Annotated in this window: 16 protein-coding genes; 4 read left to right on the top strand and 12 right to left on the bottom strand. The window is 63.8% G+C overall.

What is annotated here, in order from left to right; translation table 11 throughout:
* The first annotated feature begins 12 nt into the window (after nt 1-12).
* Entirely contained in the window at nt 13-4620 is a 4608-nt protein-coding gene (locus llg_RS14690) for an autotransporter-associated beta strand repeat-containing protein (RefSeq protein ID WP_338285428.1), read from the top strand.
* A 151-nt stretch (nt 4621-4771) separates the two neighbouring features.
* Here llg_RS14690 and llg_RS14685 read toward each other — a convergent pair whose 3' ends face one another.
* The 9 genes from llg_RS14685 to llg_RS14645 all read right to left on the bottom strand — a co-directional run bounded on the left by llg_RS14685 (nt 4772) and on the right by llg_RS14645 (nt 13615).
* Nucleotides 4772-6514, bottom strand: coding sequence for a beta-1,3-glucanase family protein (locus llg_RS14685; RefSeq protein WP_338285427.1), 1743 nt, complete (start codon nt 6512-6514; stop codon nt 4772-4774).
* 85 nt (nt 6515-6599) lie between these two features.
* Nucleotides 6600-7097 carry a hypothetical protein gene (locus llg_RS14680; protein WP_338285426.1) on the bottom strand — a complete coding sequence of 166 codons (498 nt, stop codon included), beginning with the start codon at nt 7095-7097 and terminating at the stop codon, nt 6600-6602.
* A gap of 20 nt (nt 7098-7117) precedes the next feature.
* Nucleotides 7118-8827: a DUF3160 domain-containing protein gene (locus llg_RS14675; RefSeq protein WP_338285425.1), complete on the bottom strand. Its 1710-nt coding sequence runs from the start codon at nt 8825-8827 to the stop codon at nt 7118-7120.
* 39 nt (nt 8828-8866) lie between these two features.
* Nucleotides 8867-9433, bottom strand: a complete 567-nt coding sequence (locus tag llg_RS14670; protein ID WP_338285424.1) for a hypothetical protein — start codon at nt 9431-9433, stop codon at nt 8867-8869.
* The gene (locus tag llg_RS14665) at nt 9430-9975 is read right to left on the bottom strand and encodes a hypothetical protein (RefSeq protein ID WP_338285423.1); all 546 of its coding nucleotides are present in this window, start codon (nt 9973-9975) and stop codon (nt 9430-9432) included. The genes llg_RS14670 and llg_RS14665 overlap by 4 nt, the downstream gene beginning before the upstream one ends.
* Nucleotides 9968-10579, bottom strand: a complete 612-nt coding sequence (locus tag llg_RS14660) for a hypothetical protein (protein WP_338285422.1) — start codon at nt 10577-10579, stop codon at nt 9968-9970. The genes llg_RS14665 and llg_RS14660 overlap by 8 nt, the downstream gene beginning before the upstream one ends.
* A gap of 94 nt (nt 10580-10673) precedes the next feature.
* Complete coding sequence (locus llg_RS14655; RefSeq protein WP_338285421.1) at nt 10674-11222, bottom strand: hypothetical protein; 549 nt, start codon at nt 11220-11222, stop codon at nt 10674-10676.
* 58 nt (nt 11223-11280) lie between these two features.
* Nucleotides 11281-12981, bottom strand: a complete 1701-nt coding sequence (gene ilvD / locus llg_RS14650) for a dihydroxy-acid dehydratase (protein WP_338285420.1) — start codon at nt 12979-12981, stop codon at nt 11281-11283.
* Between the two features lie 145 nt (nt 12982-13126).
* Nucleotides 13127-13615, bottom strand: a complete 489-nt coding sequence (locus llg_RS14645) for a hypothetical protein (RefSeq protein WP_338285419.1) — start codon at nt 13613-13615, stop codon at nt 13127-13129.
* A 106-nt stretch (nt 13616-13721) separates the two neighbouring features.
* Here llg_RS14645 and llg_RS14640 point away from each other — a divergent pair, with 106 nt between their 5' ends.
* Nucleotides 13722-14207, top strand: a complete 486-nt coding sequence (locus llg_RS14640; RefSeq protein WP_338285418.1) for a hypothetical protein — start codon at nt 13722-13724, stop codon at nt 14205-14207.
* Between the two features lie 3 nt (nt 14208-14210).
* On the opposite strand, the gene llg_RS14635 is transcribed toward llg_RS14640, so the two are convergent.
* The 3 genes from llg_RS14635 to llg_RS14625 all read right to left on the bottom strand — a co-directional run bounded on the left by llg_RS14635 (nt 14211) and on the right by llg_RS14625 (nt 17579).
* Nucleotides 14211-15329: a hypothetical protein gene (locus tag llg_RS14635; RefSeq protein WP_338285417.1), complete on the bottom strand. Its 1119-nt coding sequence runs from the start codon at nt 15327-15329 to the stop codon at nt 14211-14213.
* Nucleotides 15330-15469: 140 nt separating this feature from the next.
* Entirely contained in the window at nt 15470-16576 is a 1107-nt protein-coding gene (locus llg_RS14630; RefSeq protein WP_338285416.1) for a hypothetical protein, read from the bottom strand.
* Between the two features lie 163 nt (nt 16577-16739).
* Nucleotides 16740-17579: a hypothetical protein gene (locus tag llg_RS14625; protein ID WP_338285415.1), complete on the bottom strand. Its 840-nt coding sequence runs from the start codon at nt 17577-17579 to the stop codon at nt 16740-16742.
* Between the two features lie 407 nt (nt 17580-17986).
* Between llg_RS14625 and serA the strand changes: the two genes are divergently transcribed.
* Together serA and llg_RS14615 are read left to right on the top strand one after the other, a co-directional pair.
* Nucleotides 17987-19582, top strand: a complete 1596-nt coding sequence (gene serA / locus llg_RS14620) for a phosphoglycerate dehydrogenase (RefSeq protein WP_338285414.1) — start codon at nt 17987-17989, stop codon at nt 19580-19582.
* A 170-nt stretch (nt 19583-19752) separates the two neighbouring features.
* A complete protein-coding gene (locus llg_RS14615; RefSeq protein ID WP_338285413.1) occupies nt 19753-20181 on the top strand; it encodes an exosortase system-associated protein, TIGR04073 family in 429 nt (142 codons plus the stop codon).
* The last annotated feature ends 27 nt before the right edge of the window (nt 20182-20208 follow it).

Raw genomic sequence — 20208 nt, 5'->3', positions numbered from 1 at the left:
TCTGACATACCCATGAAAGCCCACCGTCTTTTCTCCCGCGCGTCCACCCTCATCTGCCTCGCGCTGCTCGCCCCTTCGCTCCACGCCACGGTCTTCACCTGGGACGCCGGCACCAATTCGAACTGGGACACCACCACCACCAACTGGACCGCCGCCATCTGGGGCAATGCCACCGGTGACCAAGCTGTCTTCGGCGCGACCGGCATCGGCACCATCACGCTGACCACCGCGGTCAACGCGAACGCCCTGACCTTCAACAACGCGGGCTATACGATCAGCGGCAACACCATCACTCTTTCCGGCACCACTCCGGCGCTCGTCGCCAACGCCGATGCCTCCATCTCCTCGGCGCTCGTCGGCACCCTTGGTACCACCGCCGCCACCGGCCTCACCAAAACCGGCACCGGCACCCTGACTTTGTCAGGCGTAAACACTTACACGGGCTACACCACCATCAGTGCTGGCACGGTGGCCTATACGGGTTCTGGTGCCCTCACCAGCACCGCTACGGCGGGCGGCCTGAACCTGGGCACCGCTTCCGGCAGCCGTGCGGTCCTGAACCTTGGTTCCTCCGGAACCGTGAATCACTATGGCTCGGTCAACCTCGGCGGTACCGGAGCCTCCGCGAACGGAGCTGGCGCGATCAACCAGACCTCCGGTTCCACGGGTTGGATGAACAACGCGGCCTACCTGATGGTCGGCAACGGCGGCTACGGCTCCTACTCCATCTCCGGTGGCACGATGAATATCCCGGGCTCTTCGGGCATCCGGGTTGGAGACAACACCGCTGGTCTCGGAGTGTTCAACCAGAGCGGCGGAACGGTGACCAGCACCCGCTATTTCGTCGTCGGCGGCAACCAAGGCACCGCACCCTCCGGTGTGGCGACCATCACCGGCGGAACCTTGAACGGGCCCTCCGGCAGCTTTTGGTTCATCCTCGGCAACGGCGGCACCGCCAAGGGTGTGATGAACATCGGCACTGCCGCAGGTGGCAACGGCACGGTGGTGGCCAACAGCGCGAACGGAATCCAAACCGGAGGTGCGGGAACCCCGACCGGTATCCTGAACCTCAACAGCGGCACGGTTCAATTCAACGCCGGCAGCATCAACCGAACCGGAACCGCCACCGGCACCCTGAATCTCAATGGTGGCACCCTGAAGGCGAATGCCGCCGGCCTCACGCTCATCGACAACACGATGAACACCATCAACGTCTACAACGGCGGCTTGACGGTGGACAGCCAGACCTTCACCGCCACGATTTCCGGCAATCTCCAGACCGCTACTGGAAACGGCATTTATCCAAGCGGAGGCACCATCTCCGTTCCCTCCGCCGGAGGTGCCGGTTACATCGGAGCGCCACTCGTCGCCGTGACCACCAGCGGCACCGGCACCGGTGCGATGGCAAATGCGGTGGTGACCGGCGGAGTGGTGACCGGCGTGACTCTCACCTGCCCGGGCAAGGGTTACCTCGCCGGGGACACCGTCACCTTCTCCTTCTCCGGCGGCGGTTCCACCACCGCCGCCACAGCCTACATTTACACACTCACTGCGGCGGACCTGGCGGCCAACGGCTCCGGACTCATCACCAAGAGCGGAACCGGCACTCTCACCCTCAGCGGCACCAACACCATCGCCGGTGGCACGGTCAATGCGGGCACGCTGGTCCTCGCCGGTCCCAACACCTGGTCCGGCACCGCCACCGTCAACGGCGGCACCCTCCAGATCGGCAATGGCGGCACCACCGGCTCGCTCAACACGCCGATCACCAACAACGGCAACGTGACCATCAACCGCTCCGATGCCGTCACGCTGAGCAATACCATCACCGGCAATGGCAGCGTCACCAAGGCCGGCTCGAACACCCTCACGCTCGATTATTCCTCGTCGAATACCTCGAAGCTCCCGGACGGAGGCACGCTCATCCTCACCGCGGGCACCCTCGATCTCTCCGGTGGCAGCCACAACGAAATCGTCGCCGGCACCACCATCAACGGCTCCGTCTCGCTCACCCGCACCTCCGGCACCGCGACCATCGCGCTCGGCACGATCACCCGCGTGAGCGGCCAGCTCGACATCGGCGGCCTCGGCATCGCCACCACCACCTCGCCGAACGTCAATGGCATCCTCCCCGGTGTCACCATCCTCGGCCAGCAGGCCGCGAACGATGGCAATGGCAACATCATCGTTTACTCCGCCTTCACCGATATCTTCCGTCTCGGTGGCATCATCACCTCGGATGCCAGCCGGAACATCCGCATCCTCAATGGTGGCACCACCGGTCCGGTCATCCTGGCCGCCACCGGGACCACCGACATCAGCTCGCTGAACAATACCTCCACCGATGGTGCCGCCACCGTCTCGGTCGGCACCGGCAATACCCTGCGGGTCGGACCTTCCGGCAGCATCGGCGCGGCCACCGGCACGGCCGGACTCACCCTCACCGATGGCACCCTCACCGCGGGCGGCGCGGACAACACCGCCGGTTCCCTCGCCCTCGGCAATGCCTCCACCATACCGGCCTCGATCAGCTCCATCATCGCCGACAACGGCACCGGCAGCGTGAGCGTCAGCAAGACCGGCATCGGCACTATCACCCTCACCGGTGCCGATTCCTACACCGGAGCCACCGTCATCGGAGCGGGCACGCTGAACATCCAAAGCGCCACCGCCCTCGGCACCACCGCCGCGGGAACCACGGTCGCGTCCGGCGCGGCGCTCGAAATCCAGGGCGGCATCACCATCGGAGCCGAAACCCTGTCCATCGCCGGCACCGGTGATTCGGGCAATGGCGCGCTGCGGAATGTGAGCGGCACCAACATCTATGGCGGCGCGGTGACCCTCACCGGTTCCACCCAGATCCAGAGCGATGCCGGAAGCCTGACCCTCAGCTCCGCCCTCTCCGTGAGCACGGGGCAGACCCTCACCAAGACCGGCGCGGGCACTCTCGTCCTCAATGGCGGGGCGGCCGCCAACATGCTGCCCACCACCATCATCGTGAACCAGGGACTCGTCCAGGTCGGAGCGGGTGCGTTCGGAACCGACAAGATCCTTGGCACCGGCTCGGTGACCGTGAACGCGGGAGCGGCTCTCGAAGTCACATCTCCGCACGCGCTTGGTGGTGACAACGTCACCTTCAACGATTCGGTCACGATCAACGGCGGCACCCTCACCCTGACCCGCGAGCAGTATTTCAACGTGGTCACGTTCAACGGAGCTACGGTAAACGGCGTAAATGAATTCCGCACCAGCGCGGCGAGCAACATCGCCATCACCGGCACAACCGCGACCACCATCAGCGCCAAGGTGAGCCTCGTGAACACCGGCAACTTCAACGTCGCCGATGTCACCGCCAACACCGCCGCCGACCTCGCGATCAGCGGCACGGTCTCGAACACCGGCGGCCTCACCAAAACCGGCACCGGCACCCTCCTGCTCACCGGCACCAACACCTGGTCCGGGACCACCACCATCAGCGCGGGCACCCTCCAGATCGGAGACGGCGGGGCCTCCGGCACCCCGGGCACCGGCAACATCACCAACAACGCCGCCCTCGTTCTCAACCGCGACGCCACCTCCACCATCACCATCGCCGGCAATCTCACCGGCACCGGCACGGTCACCCAGAACGGCGCGGGCAAGACCATCCTCACCGGCGCCAACACCTGGTCCGGCCTCACCACCCTCGCCGCGGGCACCCTCCAGGTCGGCAATGGCGGGGCCACTGGCTCGCTCGGCTCAAACGGAGTGGTGAACAACGGCGTGCTCGTCTTCAACCGCGACGCGACCACCAACCTCACCGTGGCCAGTGCCATCTCCGGCACCGGCACCGTGATCCAGAACGGCGTGGGCAAGACGATCCTCTCCGGTGCGAACACCTACTCCGGTGACACCACCGTGAACGCCGGCATCCTGTCGTTCACCAATCCCACGCTCGCGGACTCCTCCATCCTGAACGTCGCCGACTCCGGTGCCACGGTGGAGCTGAACTTCACCGGCACCGACACCGTCGGACAGCTCTTCATCGGCGGTGTCCAGCAGGCATCCGGCACCTGGGGTTCGCCTGCCTCCACCGCGGACCACAAGGACGCCCGCTTCACCGGTACCGGCATCCTGCAGGTGACCGCGGGCGGCTCGCCTTACGCCGTCTGGGCATCCACGAAAGGACTCACCGCGGGCACCAACAATGGCCTGTCCGACGACCCGGACCACGACGGTCGCAACAACCTGTATGAGTTCGCGTTCGATGGCAATCCGATGTCCTCCACCAACGACGGCCGGATCGTGACCAAGGTCGCGACGGTGGGCTCGCAATCGGTGCTCACCATCACCCTCCCCGTGCGCAATGGCACCCTTTTCAACGGAGGCCCCGGTGAAGAAACCTCCACCATGCAGGATGGCGTGGTCTATCGCATCCAAGGCGGCATCGACCTGACCGATTGGTCCGTCAATGTGGACCCGGTCACCAATCCCACCGACATCGCCAACGTCCAGGGCACCTTGCCCGTGGACAAGCCGCTGGATGGCGGCTGGAGCTACCGGTCCTTCTACATTCCATTCTCCAGTCCGATCGACAACAGCCGGGTGTTCATCCGCGCCACCGTTTCGGACACCCCCTGAGGTGATTTCCCGGGTATGATGCAATGACCAAAGCGGGGGTTGACATGCAACAATCCCCGCCCAATGGACGAGCGTGGAGAGGTTTGTGGATTGAAATGGCGACGGCTGGACCGAGCCATCCATTCCCAAGCCTCTCCACCATTGCCCGGCCTCACCGCCTCGCCTTCAGCCGGAACATCTGGCGCAGGGCTCCGCCGGTGCGCACGGTGAATTTCACCTTCTTCACGCCATCCTGATTCGAAAGAACGGCGCACTCCGCCGCAACGTCGGTCCACGTTTGCAGATCCGCGCTCCCTTCCACCGATACCTGGATACCGGTGGCACCGGCGTTCAAGTCGCAGGTCCATTCCACCGTACCGCTGGAGAAGTAGGAAGATGCCGCGAAACCGGGACCCGCGACCAAAGGATCGGTCCCGAGCACATACTCGAGCAGGTTCTCCAACCCATCCCCGTCCGGGTCCGCCAGATCTCCTGAAGTGGCCGGGGTCGCAACCGCCGCTCCGAAATGGGCGGTCTTCCATCCCTCATACGTCAGCGTGGAAGGATCGTCCGGCAGCAGCGTGATGGTCATCCCGGTGGGTGCCGTGGCCTCCTGCCCCGGCGTGAGCAGCTCCAGGAACGGGGCCGCGGTCTTGTCCGTGTAGGGAAAGGAATACGCGTCCGTGACACTGGAAAGGTAGGAGGCGTAGCGGTTGTAGCGCGCCGGATCGGCCTGCAGGAAGCCGAACAGCCACGCCGGTTTCAACTGCGGGTTGAGCCCGTATTGCGGCCCGCGGCTGAACCAGGCATCGCTCGTCATCGTGCCCATCGGCAGGCCGGAAACGTTCGCCTGCGGCCGCGGATCGGGGGTGGTGGTGCTGACCAACCCCAGATTGTAGGCCGCGATCACGTCCGAAAGCACGGCGTCGTAGACGCAGTTGGTGTTGTCGTGCGCCAGGCTTCCGGTACTGGAAAGATAGTAGGGAGGCGCGCTGGAATACATCCCCTGCGCCACATCCCCCGCCTTCACCGTGAGCACCACGTTGCCGGTCAGGCTGCCGGAACCGGTCAGCATCAGGTCGCCATTGGCCGCCACCCGCGAGGTGAAGTCGTAGGTCTGCCAGGCATAGGCGATGCCCGGCAGGGTGGCGGTGGCGTTTCCTCCCACACCGCCATAGGTCCCGGTGATCCACGCGGTGGAGCCCACCGGCACGGCGATGGCCGGATACGGGTTCGGCTGATCGAGTCGGACGTTCGCCGGGCTGATGATCCGCACCAATTTCTTCTCCACCCCGTTCACCGGCACGGACACGCCATAGGGAATCGCCGTCCCGGCGGCCTCGACGAGGCAGTTCGACTGCGTCGCCGAGCCATCCGTGAGCTCCACCAGCCGACGGTAAACCGTCCGGCTCGGCGTGACCTTGCTCCAGCCGATCGACTTCACCGGCGCGCCCGCGCGGGTGGTGGTGACCGCCATCGGGATGCTGTAGAAATCCGCCGCGGACAGGTTCACGCCGCTGTGGTGGCCGTCCCAGTAGGACAGCTCGATCTTGTCCCAGCGCACCTTCGTCGCCGGATCGCCGCTGAGCGGCTGGAAGTCCGGGTAGCCGGGATGCGGCGATCCCGCGATCAGCCCGGCTCCGTAGGAGATGAAGATTTTCCCTCCCCACAGCCGCGAGATCGTCACCGGCTGGCCGCCGAAGTCCGCCAGCGTGTAGTCCCGCTTCACCTCCAGCGCCTGCCCATGGCAGGTGCCGGAGAAATCCGCCGTGCTCATCCCGCCGAACATCACATGCACCTCCGCGGGCGGCAGGCCGCTGAGGTTGTCGAAAGTCAGGTCCACCCCCGCCAAGGCCGGAGACACCATCGCCAGTCCCCAGACGGACCGGCACCACGCGTTCAAGGAAAGAATCATGTTCAAGAAGCCACGGCACGGAAACCCGAGCGGACAACAAGCAGTGTCGCCATACCTCGCCCGCGTTACCGCTTTTTCAGAAAAGTCACGTCGCGGAGCGCTCCAGCCTCTCCCCTAGCCACGCGAAGCCCCCGCCGATCGCCACGTGAACGAAACCCCAGCCCCCCTCCAGCCAACCATCCTCCCGTTGGATCCAGAGCACCACCGCATACAGGACCAGCACGACTCCGAGACCACCGATGGCGTCGGAAGCCACACCCAGCCCCCTCGTCAGGAAGACGCGCGGCCAATCAATCGCCCCACCTCCCGTGGCCCCATGTGTCAGGCGCCGATGGGCGTCCTCGATCGACCGCCCGAAAAACCGCATCGCGGCCCCGATCCCCCACAATCCCCCCGCCACCAGCAACACGCCATCCAACCACCAGATCAGCACCTGTTCCATCCACATCGCGACCAACACCGAGGGGATGGAAACCATCCCCGTGAACATCGCGAGCCCCTTGAAGAGCAAGCCGCACGACCGCAGCAACCACACCGCCACCCGCACGCCGCGGGGCAGAGGATTCCTGTCCCACGGTTCCACCTCCCGATGCCCCCTTGCCATCATTTCGCCAGAATCGGCTTCAACCACTCCGGTGGCTTCGGAGCCTGCGGGCTGTCGAGCAACTCCTTCCACTCCTGGTCGGAAAGCACCCGGTCCGATTGCATCGAGCGGAACGGCAGCACCGCGCCATGGCAGACGAGTTCCTTCCCCTTCCATGGATAGCGGACGAGGATCTGCTGCGGACGTCCCGTGCCCACGAGCAGGACGCCGACACCGGGCCGGCTGTATCCCACCGCCACCCGCGGGGCCTCATCGTCAGCTTCCTGGCCCCGCTCCAAATAGTGACCCAAGCGCGGCCCAAACCCGTCGAGAAGCTGTTGATCCCTCGTTGAAAGGTCGAGCCCCCTCAACTGCTTGTGGGCAAGGTTCTCCAGATCCTGGCAGAGGTCTTTCAATCCCAGCCATTTTTGGACCGTCATTTGGAATTCGATCTCATCGGTGATTTCCGGTTTGCGGGATTGACCTTCGAGCCGGAGAACCCCTTGGATCGCCTCTGAAACCAACAGCCCGAATCGATGGAAGAACTCGGGGTTCGGCTCCACGAAGGATCGGGGAGGATCCTGCACCATGCCGAACGGACTCATCGCGATACCGCGGTTCAACGCCGTCGCGTGGCAAAACTGCGCCCAGCCGGCCAACCCGGTGTTGAGACTCTTCCTCTGCCATGCCTCCGATTTCATGAACGCGGGCAAATCGTCCGCCGCGGTATCCGACAAGGCACCCATGGCGCCGAGGTAGGATTGGACAAGCGGCACGGGCCAGGACTCGGAATTGGACCGGACCACCGCGATCGCGCTCGTCACGGTGGCCTCCGATGCAAGCATCTTCCCGGCCGCAGGCATGCCCGCCAGTGCCATCACCTCCACGGGATCGGGCCAGGGACGCTGGACCGTGGTGCTCATCTCGAAAAGCCTGACATCCAGCCCTCTCCCCGGGGCAATCACCGAGAGTCTCGCGAATTCCTTTTCGTCCTCCAGCATGGGCCCGAAAAGCATTTCCGTGGTTCCGGAGAAAACCTCGAATGATTGTCGCCGCTTGGTTGCCTCCTGAAGCAGCTTGTTCGTGATCTGGTTGACCGTGTTGCTGGGTGCCAAGGACGCATACTGCAACCATCGTACCGTCCGGTAGTGACGCTCCATTGCCTCGACACCCGCATAAGCCGCCATCGGCTTGAACACCGCATAATCGAACGCCCGGACAGGGGTGGCTTCCCCCTGTGTCAGCCAGCCCGGCAAGGTTGAGCCCTGCGCGCTTTCGATCCGCTTCGCCTCCTCCGCAATCAGGTTATCGAGCTCCGCGTCCCCCGCTTTCCAAGCCCCTCCGTCCAACCTGCAGGCCACTCCCAGAATCAACCTCGCCTTGCGCAAGGCGGCGTCGAAATCCTCGCGCTTCATCACTTCCGGCGGTTCGGTGGGCAGGGATTTCAAGGCAACATCCAAATCCTCCGCCAGGACCGCCGCGCAACGCCGGTCCAGCAGTTGCAGCGACTGCCCCAGCAGCACGTTCCAAGCGGCGATCACCGTGTCACTGGTGATGAATTCCCCGCCCGTCCCACGGTAGGCGTGATCGATCCGCTTGTAGGTGTTGGGCGTGATGAGGATCTTCTCGCGCTCCAATTGCTTCTCGTCCTCCGCCGACATGCTCCACGTTTTTTTCTCCTGAGCCTGCAACGGGACAACGAGCAAGGCGGCGGCGAGCATCCATTTCATCTTCATCCCACGGTGCGGGTTCCGTGGAGAAAATCAAGGTTATGGGACGTCCCCGGCGTCGCGGGACATCCCTGATCCGCCTTGGGATTCAATCCCCCTCTCCCGCCACGCAACCAGCCGCCGATGGACCGCCACCATGCCGATCGCAGATATCAGATGCACCATGACATAGGATGCATGATGTCCAACCGCTCTCCCTAGGAACATCTGGAACCCGATCATGATGCCCCCGGCGACCACTCCTCCGAAAAGTCCGTCGCGCACATCACCGACCGCATGCCGCAGGAACCGCCACCATACTCCCCCGGACATTTGGGGGACAGCGTCGCCACTGGTCCTCTGCGCGCGTTCGATCCCCGCCGCGAAGACGAGCATCACATTCCCTAACAGCAGCAGCAAGCCCCCACCCGCAAGGACCACATCAAACAACCAAGGCGGCTGGTTCTCCATCCCGGCCATGACGAGCACGGTCACGGACAGGATCACCATCACCACGATCGCGCTCCAATTCAGGAGCATCGCGAAAGCCCTCACGATCCACAGCGCCCACCAGACTCCGAGAGCCAGCGGTTTCTCTCCTGACGTCGTTGTGGACTTCTCTTTCACCGATCATGGCTGGTTCTTTGCCCGGATCCGATCTGGGAAAGAATGCGATGGAGAATCCACGCCCTCAAACCCACCACCATGAAGACCACCAGATAACCGCCCAGCGAAACCGTGGCGACAGTCAAGGACGGTCCTGGCATCCCGATGAAATGGCAGATCACCGCGGCCACACACAACAGCGCGAGCCCGCCGAGAATCCCGCAACACAGGACCAACACCAGCGACCACCAATTCAACCAGTTCAAGCCACCACAGATCATGGCGGATTTCAGGGAGCTGAAGCGATGCTCGATGGACGAGGCCCATCTCCACATCACGCATCCCACCACCACTCCCACAACCGAACCAACCACCCCGCCCTGCACCGGCACGAACCATTCGGAGAACGACATTCCCGCCCACGATTTCGCCCACATCACCACCGGCACGACAAGCGCCGCGGTCACGAACAAGACCGACACCACCCGCAGAGGCAGCACCAGCGCCCGCATGAGGCGCGGAAACCGGTAGCCACCTGGGTTGTTGAGCCATACCCTACTCATCCTTCAAGTCCGGGGAAGGAACAGGCGTCGTCCCTCCCGTCGGTGGAGCATCATGCATGGCCGCTCCCGGAATCACAAGCCGCCGCAACGCCAGCTCCTTCTGGACACATTCTTTCAGCCAACGGCAGAGGAAGATCATTCCCGCGAGCAAGGCCGCATGCCCGGTCAGGACCGCGATCACCGTGGGCAACGGCGGGCCGTTGTCCACGCCCAAACAAGCCACCACCAGATACATGCATGCCAACATGAGCACCAGGGCCAACCACTTCACCCGTCCCGCAGCAGCGGACGCGAACCTCAGCCAGCGGAGAGAATCGACGACTCCACTCCGGTGACGATGCGCGTGCAGAAGCCCGGTCGCAAACGCATCCACGAAACACCCGATCAACAACAGGATCAGAATGATAGCCGCCAGCAGATCCACGGCCCACCAACCCTTTTCCCACTCCAGCCCGAAAAAGCACCAGCTCAGAAACAGCGCAAGCCCACCCAAGCAGGTCAGCCCAACGATGCACCAAGAGAAAATCCTGAGAAACCCCACTGCCACCCAGACCCCCAGGGGAAGCTCCGCGCGATCCGGCCTTGCTGGGAAGTTGCCATTCATCTTCCAAGACGATCCTTCCAAGCCCATTCCATCATCCCTATCGCCGGTTGGCGACTCGATTCCCTGCGCCTCCACCAGAAGGGTCAAACACGGACTATTCTTCCTTCGGATCGCCGGATGGCTTCACGTGCTTTCGAATCATCGGCGGAGCCTCTCCCCGCGATCGGATGGGGCTCGCCAACGGTCGCAAGGCGAATTCTTCGCGAAAGCGCCGTTTCAGCCAACGCCAGAGGAAGATCGCTCCGGTGAACAACGCGAGATGGCCAATCCACACGCCGATGGCTGCCGGATCGTACCGTCCCCCGGAGACCAACTCGCGGAGCCCGGTGACGACCAGTCCCAAGGAAATCCACATCCCCCAATTGGCCGCCGTGGTGGCAAATTTCCACCACCGCACCGCATCCGTGATACCGCCGTGATGACGATGGGCCTGTTCCAGCCCGTCCGCGAAGGTCTGCATGGAAAATCCGATCAGGATCGGAAGCAGAACGATCAGCGCGGAAGCGTCCAATAGCCACCACGGATGGCTCGGATCGGTGGGGCCGAAAAGGAAAAGGCCCACCAAAGGCACCAGCCCCATCATGGTGATGGGGCCGATGATGGCCCAGGAAAAGATCCTGAGCCCCACCACCGCCACCCGCACGCCAGAGGGAAGAGGATCGGTTGCCTTTCCCATGGCGCGGGGCGGTGGAATGAAGGACTCAGAGGCCCTTGTCGGTCACGGCGCCTTCGCTGGCGCTGGTGACGAGCTTGGCGTATTTCGCCAGCACGCCACGGCGGTAGCGCGGCTCCGGCTGGACCCAGGCGGCCTTGCGGGTGGCCAGTTCCTCGGCGCTGAGCTTCACGTCGAGGCGGTTCTTCTGCGCGTCGATGGTGATCTCGTCACCGTCCTTGAGCAGGGCGATGGTGCCGCCGACGAAGGCTTCCGGGGTGATGTGGCCCACCACGAAACCGTGGCTGCCGCCGGAGAAACGGCCGTCCGTGATCAGGGCGACCGTCTTGCCGAGGCCGAGGCCCATGATGGCGCTGGTCGGCCCGAGCATCTCGCGCATGCCCGGACCACCCTTCGGTCCCTCCATGCGGATGACGATCACGTCGCCGGGTTTGATCTGCTTGGCGAGGATGGCCTTCATGGCGTCGTCCTCGGAGTTGAACACGCGGGCCTTGCCGGTGAAGAGCTCGCCTTCCTTGCCGGTGATCTTCGCCACCGCGCCGCCTTCGGCGAGGTTCCCGTAGAGGATGCGCAGGTGGCTGTCCTTCTTGATCGGGTTGGAGAGCGGGCGGATGATTTCCTGCCCTTCCGGATAGGGCTTCGCGAGCTTCTCGATGTTCTCGCGCAGCGTGCGGCCGGTGACGGTGAGGCAATCGCCGTGGAGCAGTCCGGCATCCAGCAGCATCTTCATCAGCGGCAGGGTGCCGCCGATGGCGACCAGTTCGGCCATCGAGTACTTGCCGGATGGCTTCAGGTCCGCGAGCAGCGGCACGCGCTTGCCGATGCGCTCGAAGTCATCCAGCGAGATGTCCACCCCGGCGGCGTGGGCCATGGCGGGAAGGTGCAGCGCGGCATTGGTGGAACCGCCGAGCGAGATGAGGACGGTGATGGCGTTCTCGAACGCCTCCTTGGTCATGATGTCGCGCGGGCGGATGTTGTTGTTGAGCAGGTGCAGCACGGCGGCACCGGCGTCGAAGCAATCGCGCAGCTTGTCGTCCGAGATCGCGGCCTGGGACGAGCTGTTCGGCAGCGACATGCCGAGCGCCTCGATGGCGGAGGCCATGGTGTTCGCGGTGTACATGCCACCGCAGGAACCCGGGCCGGGAATCGCGCAGGACTCCACCGTTTCCAGCTCCTCATCGGAGTATTCGCCGTTGGCGTGCTTGCCCACGGCTTCGAACACGGAAACGATGTCGAGGTTCTTCTTGTCGCCCTTGATGGTGGCGCAGCCGGGAAGGATGGTGCCGCCGTAGACGAACACGGACGGGCGGTTCAGGCGGGCCATCGCCATCACGCAGGCGGGCATGTTCTTGTCACAGCCGCCGATCGCCACGAAGCCGTCCATGCCCTCGCAGCCGACCACGGTCTCGATCGAGTCCGCGATCACCTCGCGGGACACCAGCGAGTACTTCATCCCCTCGGTGCCCATGGAGATGCCGTCCGAGATGGTGATGGTGTTGAAGATGATTGCCTTGCCACCCGCCGCATCCGCGCCCTTCGAGGATTCCTCGGCGAGCTTGTTGATGTGGATGTTGCACGGGGTGACCTCGCTCCAGGTGGAGGCGATGCCGATGATGGGCTTCTGGAAATCCTGCTTTTCGAATCCGACGGCATACAGCATCGCGCGGCTGGGCGCGCGGTCGGGGCCGTCGAGCATCAAACTGGAGAACGTGCGGGTGGAATCGGACATCGGCGGGATGCTTCCCCGCGGCGGGCGCGGCGTCAAGACGGAGGGTTTCCGGATTTGAAAACCCCGCGAAGGCCACGGACGGAGGCACTTGCGACGATTCCCGAAAACCGCCCCGCGACGGAAAAGCTCCGGGCAACCACGGGGATCATGAAAATCCCCGGCCCGGTCGCGATCCAGCGTCCCTCCCTACACCGCGTCCAGAAACTCCACGGCCTCCACGTTCATCAGCCGTGCCACGCGCGGCTTCCACGTTCATCAGCCGTGCCACGCGCGGCTTCCAGTGGGAATAGTGCCAATTGAAGTCCAGCGTCCCGTCAGCCAATACTTCCCGGTTCGCCAGAATGGTCAGCTCCAGGCGGCTATTGGACGGAGAAAGAGCATAGTATCGCTCCACGCCCTGAATCACGAACCGGCAATGGAGCAGGTTCCAGCCCTCGTCACGGAAAAGCCGCAGCAACACCTCCCATGGATCTCCGTCTCCCCATGCGTGCTCCACGACCTCCACCTCGTCGCCCGTCCCCGCCATGCCGAGAAGGCGGCCATCGTATCCGGGATTGCCGCCGTTCTCCGCGATGAAATCCACCAGTTGCCGGGCCGGGTCCGCCCCGCTCCTCCAGGTGCCGATGAAGGTCATCGTTACGATTCTCGCCATGGTCGAATTTCCACCACCATTGAATGCCAACACGCCACCGCATCAAGTTTGCATCCAGGCATTGCTCCCACCATTCTCCGCCCGCGCCATGACCGCCGATCCTTGGGACACCCAGTTCCGCTTTGCCACCCGTTTCAGCTTCCGGTTGGTCGTCCGACGCCTCATCGCCTGCGTGGTGCTGGGCCTGCTCGGACTCCTCCTGGCCCTCCTCGGCAGCCTGGTTCTCTCCCTTTTCGAGTTGAAAGCCGATTGGCTGGTCCTCGCTCTCCTGGCCGGGGTGGCCGCCGCCTCGGTCTTCACCCTCACCCATTCCCTGCGGATCACCACGGAGGACGGCATCCTGACCAAGCGGCTGACGATCGCCGGCCTGCCGATTCGCCCCCGCCAACTCCCTTTCCAAACCGTGGAGGTCCACTACCACCAGCCCACCCTCCACTCGTCCGATGGCCCCACCGAATCCAGCGGCCACTACCGGGTCCACGCCGTCATGGACGGCCAGCGGCAAACCGTGCTCTCCCCGCTGGAAACCTTTCTCCATGGCTTCGAAAGCGACCGGTGGGAATGGCAGGCGTGAAGATCACTTGTCGCGAAGAGCTCCCATCACCCGCTCCCGGGCCTCCGGAGACAACCGCGTGAGCCAATCCTCCGCCTCCGCAGTGGAGCCCTTTTTCAACAGGAACCCGCACAGCTCCTCGGTGCAGGCCTCCTTGATCTTCCCGGAGGGTTGTGCCAGCAGCCACTTCGACGCCTCCATGGAATCCGCCTCCGTCCACGACGAGAACGCCGGCCGGGCGAGCTCCGCGCTGCCGGTTTTCGAAACGATCGCCTCCACCGCGGCCTTCGGCCGGGCCGCAGCCCACCCCTGCACCAAGGCCTGCCATGCGGGCGACGAGGCATCCGCTTCCCGGAGGAACTGCTGCTCGAACACCGCCCGGTCCATGGCACGGCCGAGCGAACGGTAGCTGTCCTCGCCGAGCCCCGGCGTGCGATCCATCTCCCCGATCAAGCCTCCGAGCGCCGCGGCGTTTTTCGAGGCGGCGGTCTCCAACGACCGCGTGATCCGCTCGATCACCGCCACACGTTGCTCCCCGGACAAGGATGCCAGCAGCCCGCCGAGGTCCCGGCTCGTCCCGGCGGACATCGATTGCACGTAGCCGCCCCCCAATCCGTCCAGATAAGCTTGGAGCGCCTCGCGGTCCCCCGAAGCCGCGGACAGGAATTTCGCTCCTGCCGCCGGATCACTCCCTCCGTTGGCCACCAGCGAACCCACCCCGCTCCAGACCACGGTCTTCATGTCATAGGACAACATCCCGTGGATCTTCAGGTCCCTCGGGAAGCCGCCGGAGAACTCCTCGTAAAGCCCGGTTCCGGCCTGCGGATCGAGTACGATCATCCGCGCGAACACCGCACCCAGCGCCTCGTATTTCAGCTCCCGCAGTTGGATGCCATCGAGGAAGACAAGACCGTCCTTCCACTCAGAAGGCCCCAGCATCGAGAAAAACTCCGCCCCGATGGCGATATTGTTCTCCCCCGATTGGCGCAGCATCTCCTCCAGCTCCCGAAGGCGCGCCTCGTCCTTGGAGCGGAACAATTCCCGCAGCACGGATGCCACCCGCGCCGCCCTCTCCTTTTCGGGCAAGCCGGTTTTCAAATTCTCCCGCAGCTCGGGGATCCACCGGGCGGGATCCCGGGACACGGTCCGGTCGTTCCGGGTGGCGCCCGGGTGATTGGGCCGGAGCTTCCCATTCGCTGCGGCATCCTCCCCGGCATGGCGGTCACAGGCGGACAGCACGAGCGCGGCGGACGCGAGGAAGGGCGCTATGTTCTGGAACGGCCTCATTGGCGGATCGCTTGCTGCTGTTCAGAGGTCAACTGCTGGCTGATGAACCGGTCGGCCGCCGCATCCCCTTCCGTGGCACGGACTTTCGCGACGAGTTGCTTCAGCAGGTCATTCTTATCGCTGTCCGGAATGAGCCCCTTGATTTCCACCGCATCCCTCGCCGTGATGCCGGAGGCCCCGGAAATCGTGACATCCAGGAGCGCTCCCCGCGCGGAGTAGCCGTCGAAGACCGCCTTGAGCGATTCCATGTCACCCTGGGACGCGTAGTAAGGCCCGTAGGCCTGCCCGAGGTTATACAGCTGCTGGGCGGTAAAATGCCGCTTCAGGTCCTGATAGGACACCGTCCCGTAGCCGTGGGAGGGATCCTCCAAATACGAACTGACCCGATCCGCGACCAATTGCGTGAAGCCCTCCTTCTCGGCCGGATCGGCCACCCCGTTCACCCAATCGAGCGAACTGCCGATGCTGTCCTTGTCCACCAGTTTCTCCAGCACCGTGTCCACCAGCTTCTTGCGTTCCCCGTCGTTGTGGATGGATTCGAGGGCCTTGGTGAAGAGCGGGAGATTGTCTTTGGTCGCCAGCTTGAACCCCTCGCCCAGCACCTTGGATTTTGTCGCCCCGGAATCGAGCATCGAGGCCAATTCCAGCCGGAACGCGGCATCGGTCGCATAATGGGAAAATGTGCCAACCACCTTTTCCCACTGCCCGGGGTCCATGCCGGCTTTCTTCAGCGCGTCCAGTATCCGGAGCTGTTCCTCCTGGCTCAAACGGCGGGCCATCAGATCGGATCGCAGGAGTTTTTCGGTCTCGTCGTAACCCGGCTTGCCCTGTTTGCGGGCGATCAGATCCGTAACCGCTCCGAACGCCCCCTTCGGCGCATCTTTGACTGTTTCATGGTTTCCAGCCCCTCCATCCTGCCTCCTTGGTCCCGCCATCACCGGCGCGGAACCTGGCACCGCCACCGAAGCATCCGCCTTTCCGCCATCCCGCCATGGTCCCGAAACCGCGAAAAAAACCGCACCACAAACGCACACGCCGCCTCCGATGGCCAACAACAGATGCTTGGTTGTCATAATTATACCTGCAACACGAATCAACAGCACGCTTTCCGGGTTTACCAAAACGTCAAGGGGATTTGAACGCCCCACTCATCATCCCGCGATGAAAAAGCGGGATGACACACCCAATGGCATGTCATCCCGCGGAACTCTTCCGGGGTCGTCCCCCGCCCTGCCGCGGCAACCACGGCAGCAAACGGAAGAACAATCAGGGTTCCTGGTGGTTCTCCGATTGCAGCGTCACCGAAGTGGTGGCGGTGGAAGCCGAGCTCCCCGCAAGGTTGGTCCATTGGCCATTGCTGTCCTTCACTTGGACATTCACTGCGAAAACCACCTTCGCCTTGACCTTGGTGGCATTCGTGTAGGCCCCGTCGGACACAATGGTCGGCGTTCCCACCAGGCGGTACAACTTGTTATTCGGCGAAGTCTGATACTGGCCCACCACCTCGCCGCCCCCCGTCGCGCCCTGGCCGATGATCCCAGTGACGGGATGGCACGAGGCATTGAATTTGAGGACCTTCGTGGCAGGACTGGTCAACCCGGTTCCGACGCGGACGATGTTTGCCGTGATCTTATACTCAGCCGTGGGGAACTTCTCATCGGACTTCTCGATACCCTCCAATGTCAGCTCGGCTCTCGCCGTGAAGGTGGTTCCATCAAGCGTGAACGTGAGATTGCTCGCGGGAGTCTCGGTGACATCCGTGCAGCTCATGAGGATCGGCGGAGTCGTGGTCACCGGTTCGGTGGTGTAGTCCGTGGTGGCCGTCGTCTCGGTGAATTCCGTGGTGGCGGTGGTTTCCCACGGGTCCCCGGTGGTGTTGGCCGTCGTCTCCCACGGATCAGCCGTGGTAGCGGCGGTGGTTTCCCATGGATCGGCCGTGGTGGCACCGGTGGTTTCCCACGGATCGACGGTGGTTTCCGGACCTGTGGTGGTTTCATCGCCCCCTCCGCTGGCCTTCACCAGTCCTGCCAGGATGGTGGGTTGAGCCAAAAGCACGGAAGCGACCAACGATTTCTTAACAAAGTTACGACGAGAATCAGGTGACATGGCTTTATCAAATTCAAACTTCATCCGACGCCTAACAGACCACATTCCACCCATTCAAGAACATTAGATAACAATAACCAAAAAACGCACCCTCTTACATATCGGAAACAAATTGGTTACCCATCCATCTCCCTCCACCAGCCTTGACACCAGATGTGGCGACATCCTGCCGCCGGACAATCCGGCGGCAGGGCATGCGATGGGTTCACAGGCCTCCGCTTGGAAAACGCCGGCCCGTTTCCGCCACGACATCCGATGCAGCGGCGGCATCCCGCCCGAACGAGCGCAACCGGTGAAACAACGGGCGAAAATCCGCGAATCCCAGCGGATTCCAACCGAACCAAAGCAAACAAACCTCTCACCCGCCCTTGCCATGAGGGGGGTGGTACGCTTTTCTCGCCCGCCTCATGGCCACTTACCGAGTGCTTGTTTCGGATCCGATTTCGGAAAAAGGCGTGGACGCGCTGCGTTCCGCCCCGGAAATCCAGGTTGATGTGAACACCGGGCTGAAGCCCGACGAACTGCTCGCCATCATCGGCGACTACCACGGTCTGGTCGTCCGGTCTCAAACCAAGGTGACCCCGGAAGTGTTCGCCGCCGCCAAGAACCTCAAGGCGATCGGCCGCGCCGGCGTGGGTGTCGACAACATCGACCGCAACGCCGCCACCGACAACGGCGTGGTGGTGATGAATACCCCCAGCGGCAACACCATCTCCACCGCCGAGCACGCTTTCACGCTGATGCTCTCCCTCGCCCGCAACATCGCCCAGGCCCACGCCACCGTGATCGCCGGGAAATGGGACCGGAAGTCCTTCGAAGGCGTGGAAATGAACGGCAAGCGCCTCGCCATTCTCGGCATGGGCCGCATCGGCACCGAGTTCGCCAAGCGCGCCCAGGCCTTCGGCATGCACGTCGTCGCCTACGATCCCTTCCTCACCGCCGCCCGCGCCCAGGGCCTGAAGGTGGAGCTGGCTGAAACCGCCGACCAAGCGCTGGCCGGTGCCGACGTGGTCACCCTCCACATCCCGCTCACCGACGAGACCAAGCACATCCTCAACAAGGCCCGCCTGTCCTCGATGAACAAAGGCGCGCTGGTCGTGAACTGCGCCCGTGGCGGCCTCGTCGACGAGGTGGCCGCGAAGGAACTCATCGACGCCGGCCACATCGGCGGCATCGCGCTGGACGTCTACGAAGTCGAGCCGCCGCCCGCCGACCACCCGCTGTTCTCGGCGAAGAAGACCGTCTTCACCCCGCACCTCGGCGCCTCCACCGCGGAAGCCCAGGAAAACGTCGGCATCGAGGTGGCCTACCAGCTCAAGGACTTCCTCGTCAGCGGCGAGATCCGCAACGCGGTGAACATGCCGAACCTCGACGCGAAGACCCTCGAAAGCGTGGGCCCCTACCTCGACCTCGCCACCGGCCTCGGCAAGCTTCTCGCGAAGATCGGACCCGGCCAGGTGGACGCCCTGCGCGTCTCCTACCTGGGCCCCGTCTCCGAGCTGGACACCCAGCTCATCACCCGCACCGTCCTCACCGGCTACCTCTCCGGAGCCCACCACGAGGCGCAGGTAAACCTGGTCAATGCCCCAGCCGTCGCCAAGGCCCTCGGCCTCCAGATCACCGAGTCCACCGTGGCCATCGCCACCAACTGGACCGAGCTGATCGAGGTTTCCGCCGTCAAGGGCGGTGAGACCTTCACCGTGGCCGGCACCTTCTTCGGCAATGCCCCGCGCATCGTCCACCTCCTCGGCCACAACGTGGAAACCAACACCACCGGCCAGTTCCTGTTCGTGGAAAACGACGACCGCCCCGGCATCGTCGGCCTTCTCGGCTCCTCGCTCGGCACCGCCGGCGTGAACATCGCCAACATGTCGCTGAGCCGGAACAAGGATCTCTCCCGCGCCGTCACGGTGATCGAGGTGGATTCCGAGCCGCCGGTGAGCCTGCTGGAGCAGCTCCGGGCCACCCCGGGCATCCTCCGCGTCCTCTCCTTCGGCCTCTGATTCCTTCGAAGGTCCCGAAAGTTCATGAAAGCCAGCGTCCTGCACGGGCGCTGGCTTTTTTCGTGTCCACCCGGGCCGGAAAGCCGGGTGACGGGATTGTGAAAAACTCCGCCGCCTATCAGAAAAATCCGTTGCCAACCCCCGTCTCCCCTCCTTAGCATCCCTGCAGCATGAAAAAACTCGCCGTCCTTGCTACCCTTGCCGTCCTCACCGGCATGGCGAGCGCCGATATCCAGGCGCCGCCGCAGTCCCAGTACACCTCGATCCGCAAGCTCGGTCGCGGTCTCAGCAACATTCTCTACGGGGTGATGGAAATCCCGGAGCAGATGGTCCGCAAGCAGGACGATTTCGGTCGCAAGGCGGAGTGGTCCTACGGTGCCGTCGATGGCACCAATCGCGCCCTGAAGCGCCTCGGCTACGGCTTCTATGAAGTCTTCACCTTCACCTGCCCGACCTATCGCGGCACCTTCAAGCCCCCGTACCAGCGCTGCGGTGAGGACAACCGCATCGAGATGAACGTCGCCGACGGTCTCTCGGAGTTCCCGCCGGAACTCGGCTTCGAAACCGCCTTCCGCTACAGCCGCACCCAGAGCTACTAAGCTCTCCCGGCAAAAGCCCCTTTTCCC

The organism is Luteolibacter sp. LG18, assembly GCF_036322585.1.
Classification (GTDB): Bacteria; Verrucomicrobiota; Verrucomicrobiia; order Verrucomicrobiales; family Akkermansiaceae; genus Luteolibacter.
Note: the sequence above shows the minus strand (reverse complement) of the source record. Positions and strands in the feature narration are given on the sequence as shown.

What these genes read in the sequence shown, in the direction of transcription:
- serA (WP_338285414.1), top strand. Translation starts at nt 17,987, where the DNA reads ATGGCCACTTACCGAGTGCTTGTTTCGGATCCGATTTCGGAAAAAGGC.
- llg_RS14615 (WP_338285413.1), top strand. Translation starts at nt 19,753, where the DNA reads ATGAAAAAACTCGCCGTCCTTGCTACCCTTGCCGTCCTCACCGGCATG.
- llg_RS14685 (WP_338285427.1), bottom strand. Translation starts at nt 6,514, where the DNA reads ATGATTCTTTCCTTGAACGCGTGGTGCCGGTCCGTCTGGGGACTGGCG.
- ilvD (WP_338285420.1), bottom strand. Translation starts at nt 12,981, where the DNA reads ATGTCCGATTCCACCCGCACGTTCTCCAGTTTGATGCTCGACGGCCCC.
- llg_RS14645 (WP_338285419.1), bottom strand. Translation starts at nt 13,615, where the DNA reads ATGACCTTCATCGGCACCTGGAGGAGCGGGGCGGACCCGGCCCGGCAA.
- llg_RS14660 (WP_338285422.1), bottom strand. Translation starts at nt 10,579, where the DNA reads ATGAATGGCAACTTCCCAGCAAGGCCGGATCGCGCGGAGCTTCCCCTG.
- llg_RS14640 (WP_338285418.1), top strand. Translation starts at nt 13,722, where the DNA reads ATGACCGCCGATCCTTGGGACACCCAGTTCCGCTTTGCCACCCGTTTC.
- llg_RS14665 (WP_338285423.1), bottom strand. Translation starts at nt 9,975, where the DNA reads ATGAGTAGGGTATGGCTCAACAACCCAGGTGGCTACCGGTTTCCGCGC.
- llg_RS14675 (WP_338285425.1), bottom strand. Translation starts at nt 8,827, where the DNA reads ATGAAATGGATGCTCGCCGCCGCCTTGCTCGTTGTCCCGTTGCAGGCT.
- llg_RS14690 (WP_338285428.1), top strand. Translation starts at nt 13, where the DNA reads ATGAAAGCCCACCGTCTTTTCTCCCGCGCGTCCACCCTCATCTGCCTC.
- llg_RS14625 (WP_338285415.1), bottom strand. Translation starts at nt 17,579, where the DNA reads ATGTCACCTGATTCTCGTCGTAACTTTGTTAAGAAATCGTTGGTCGCT.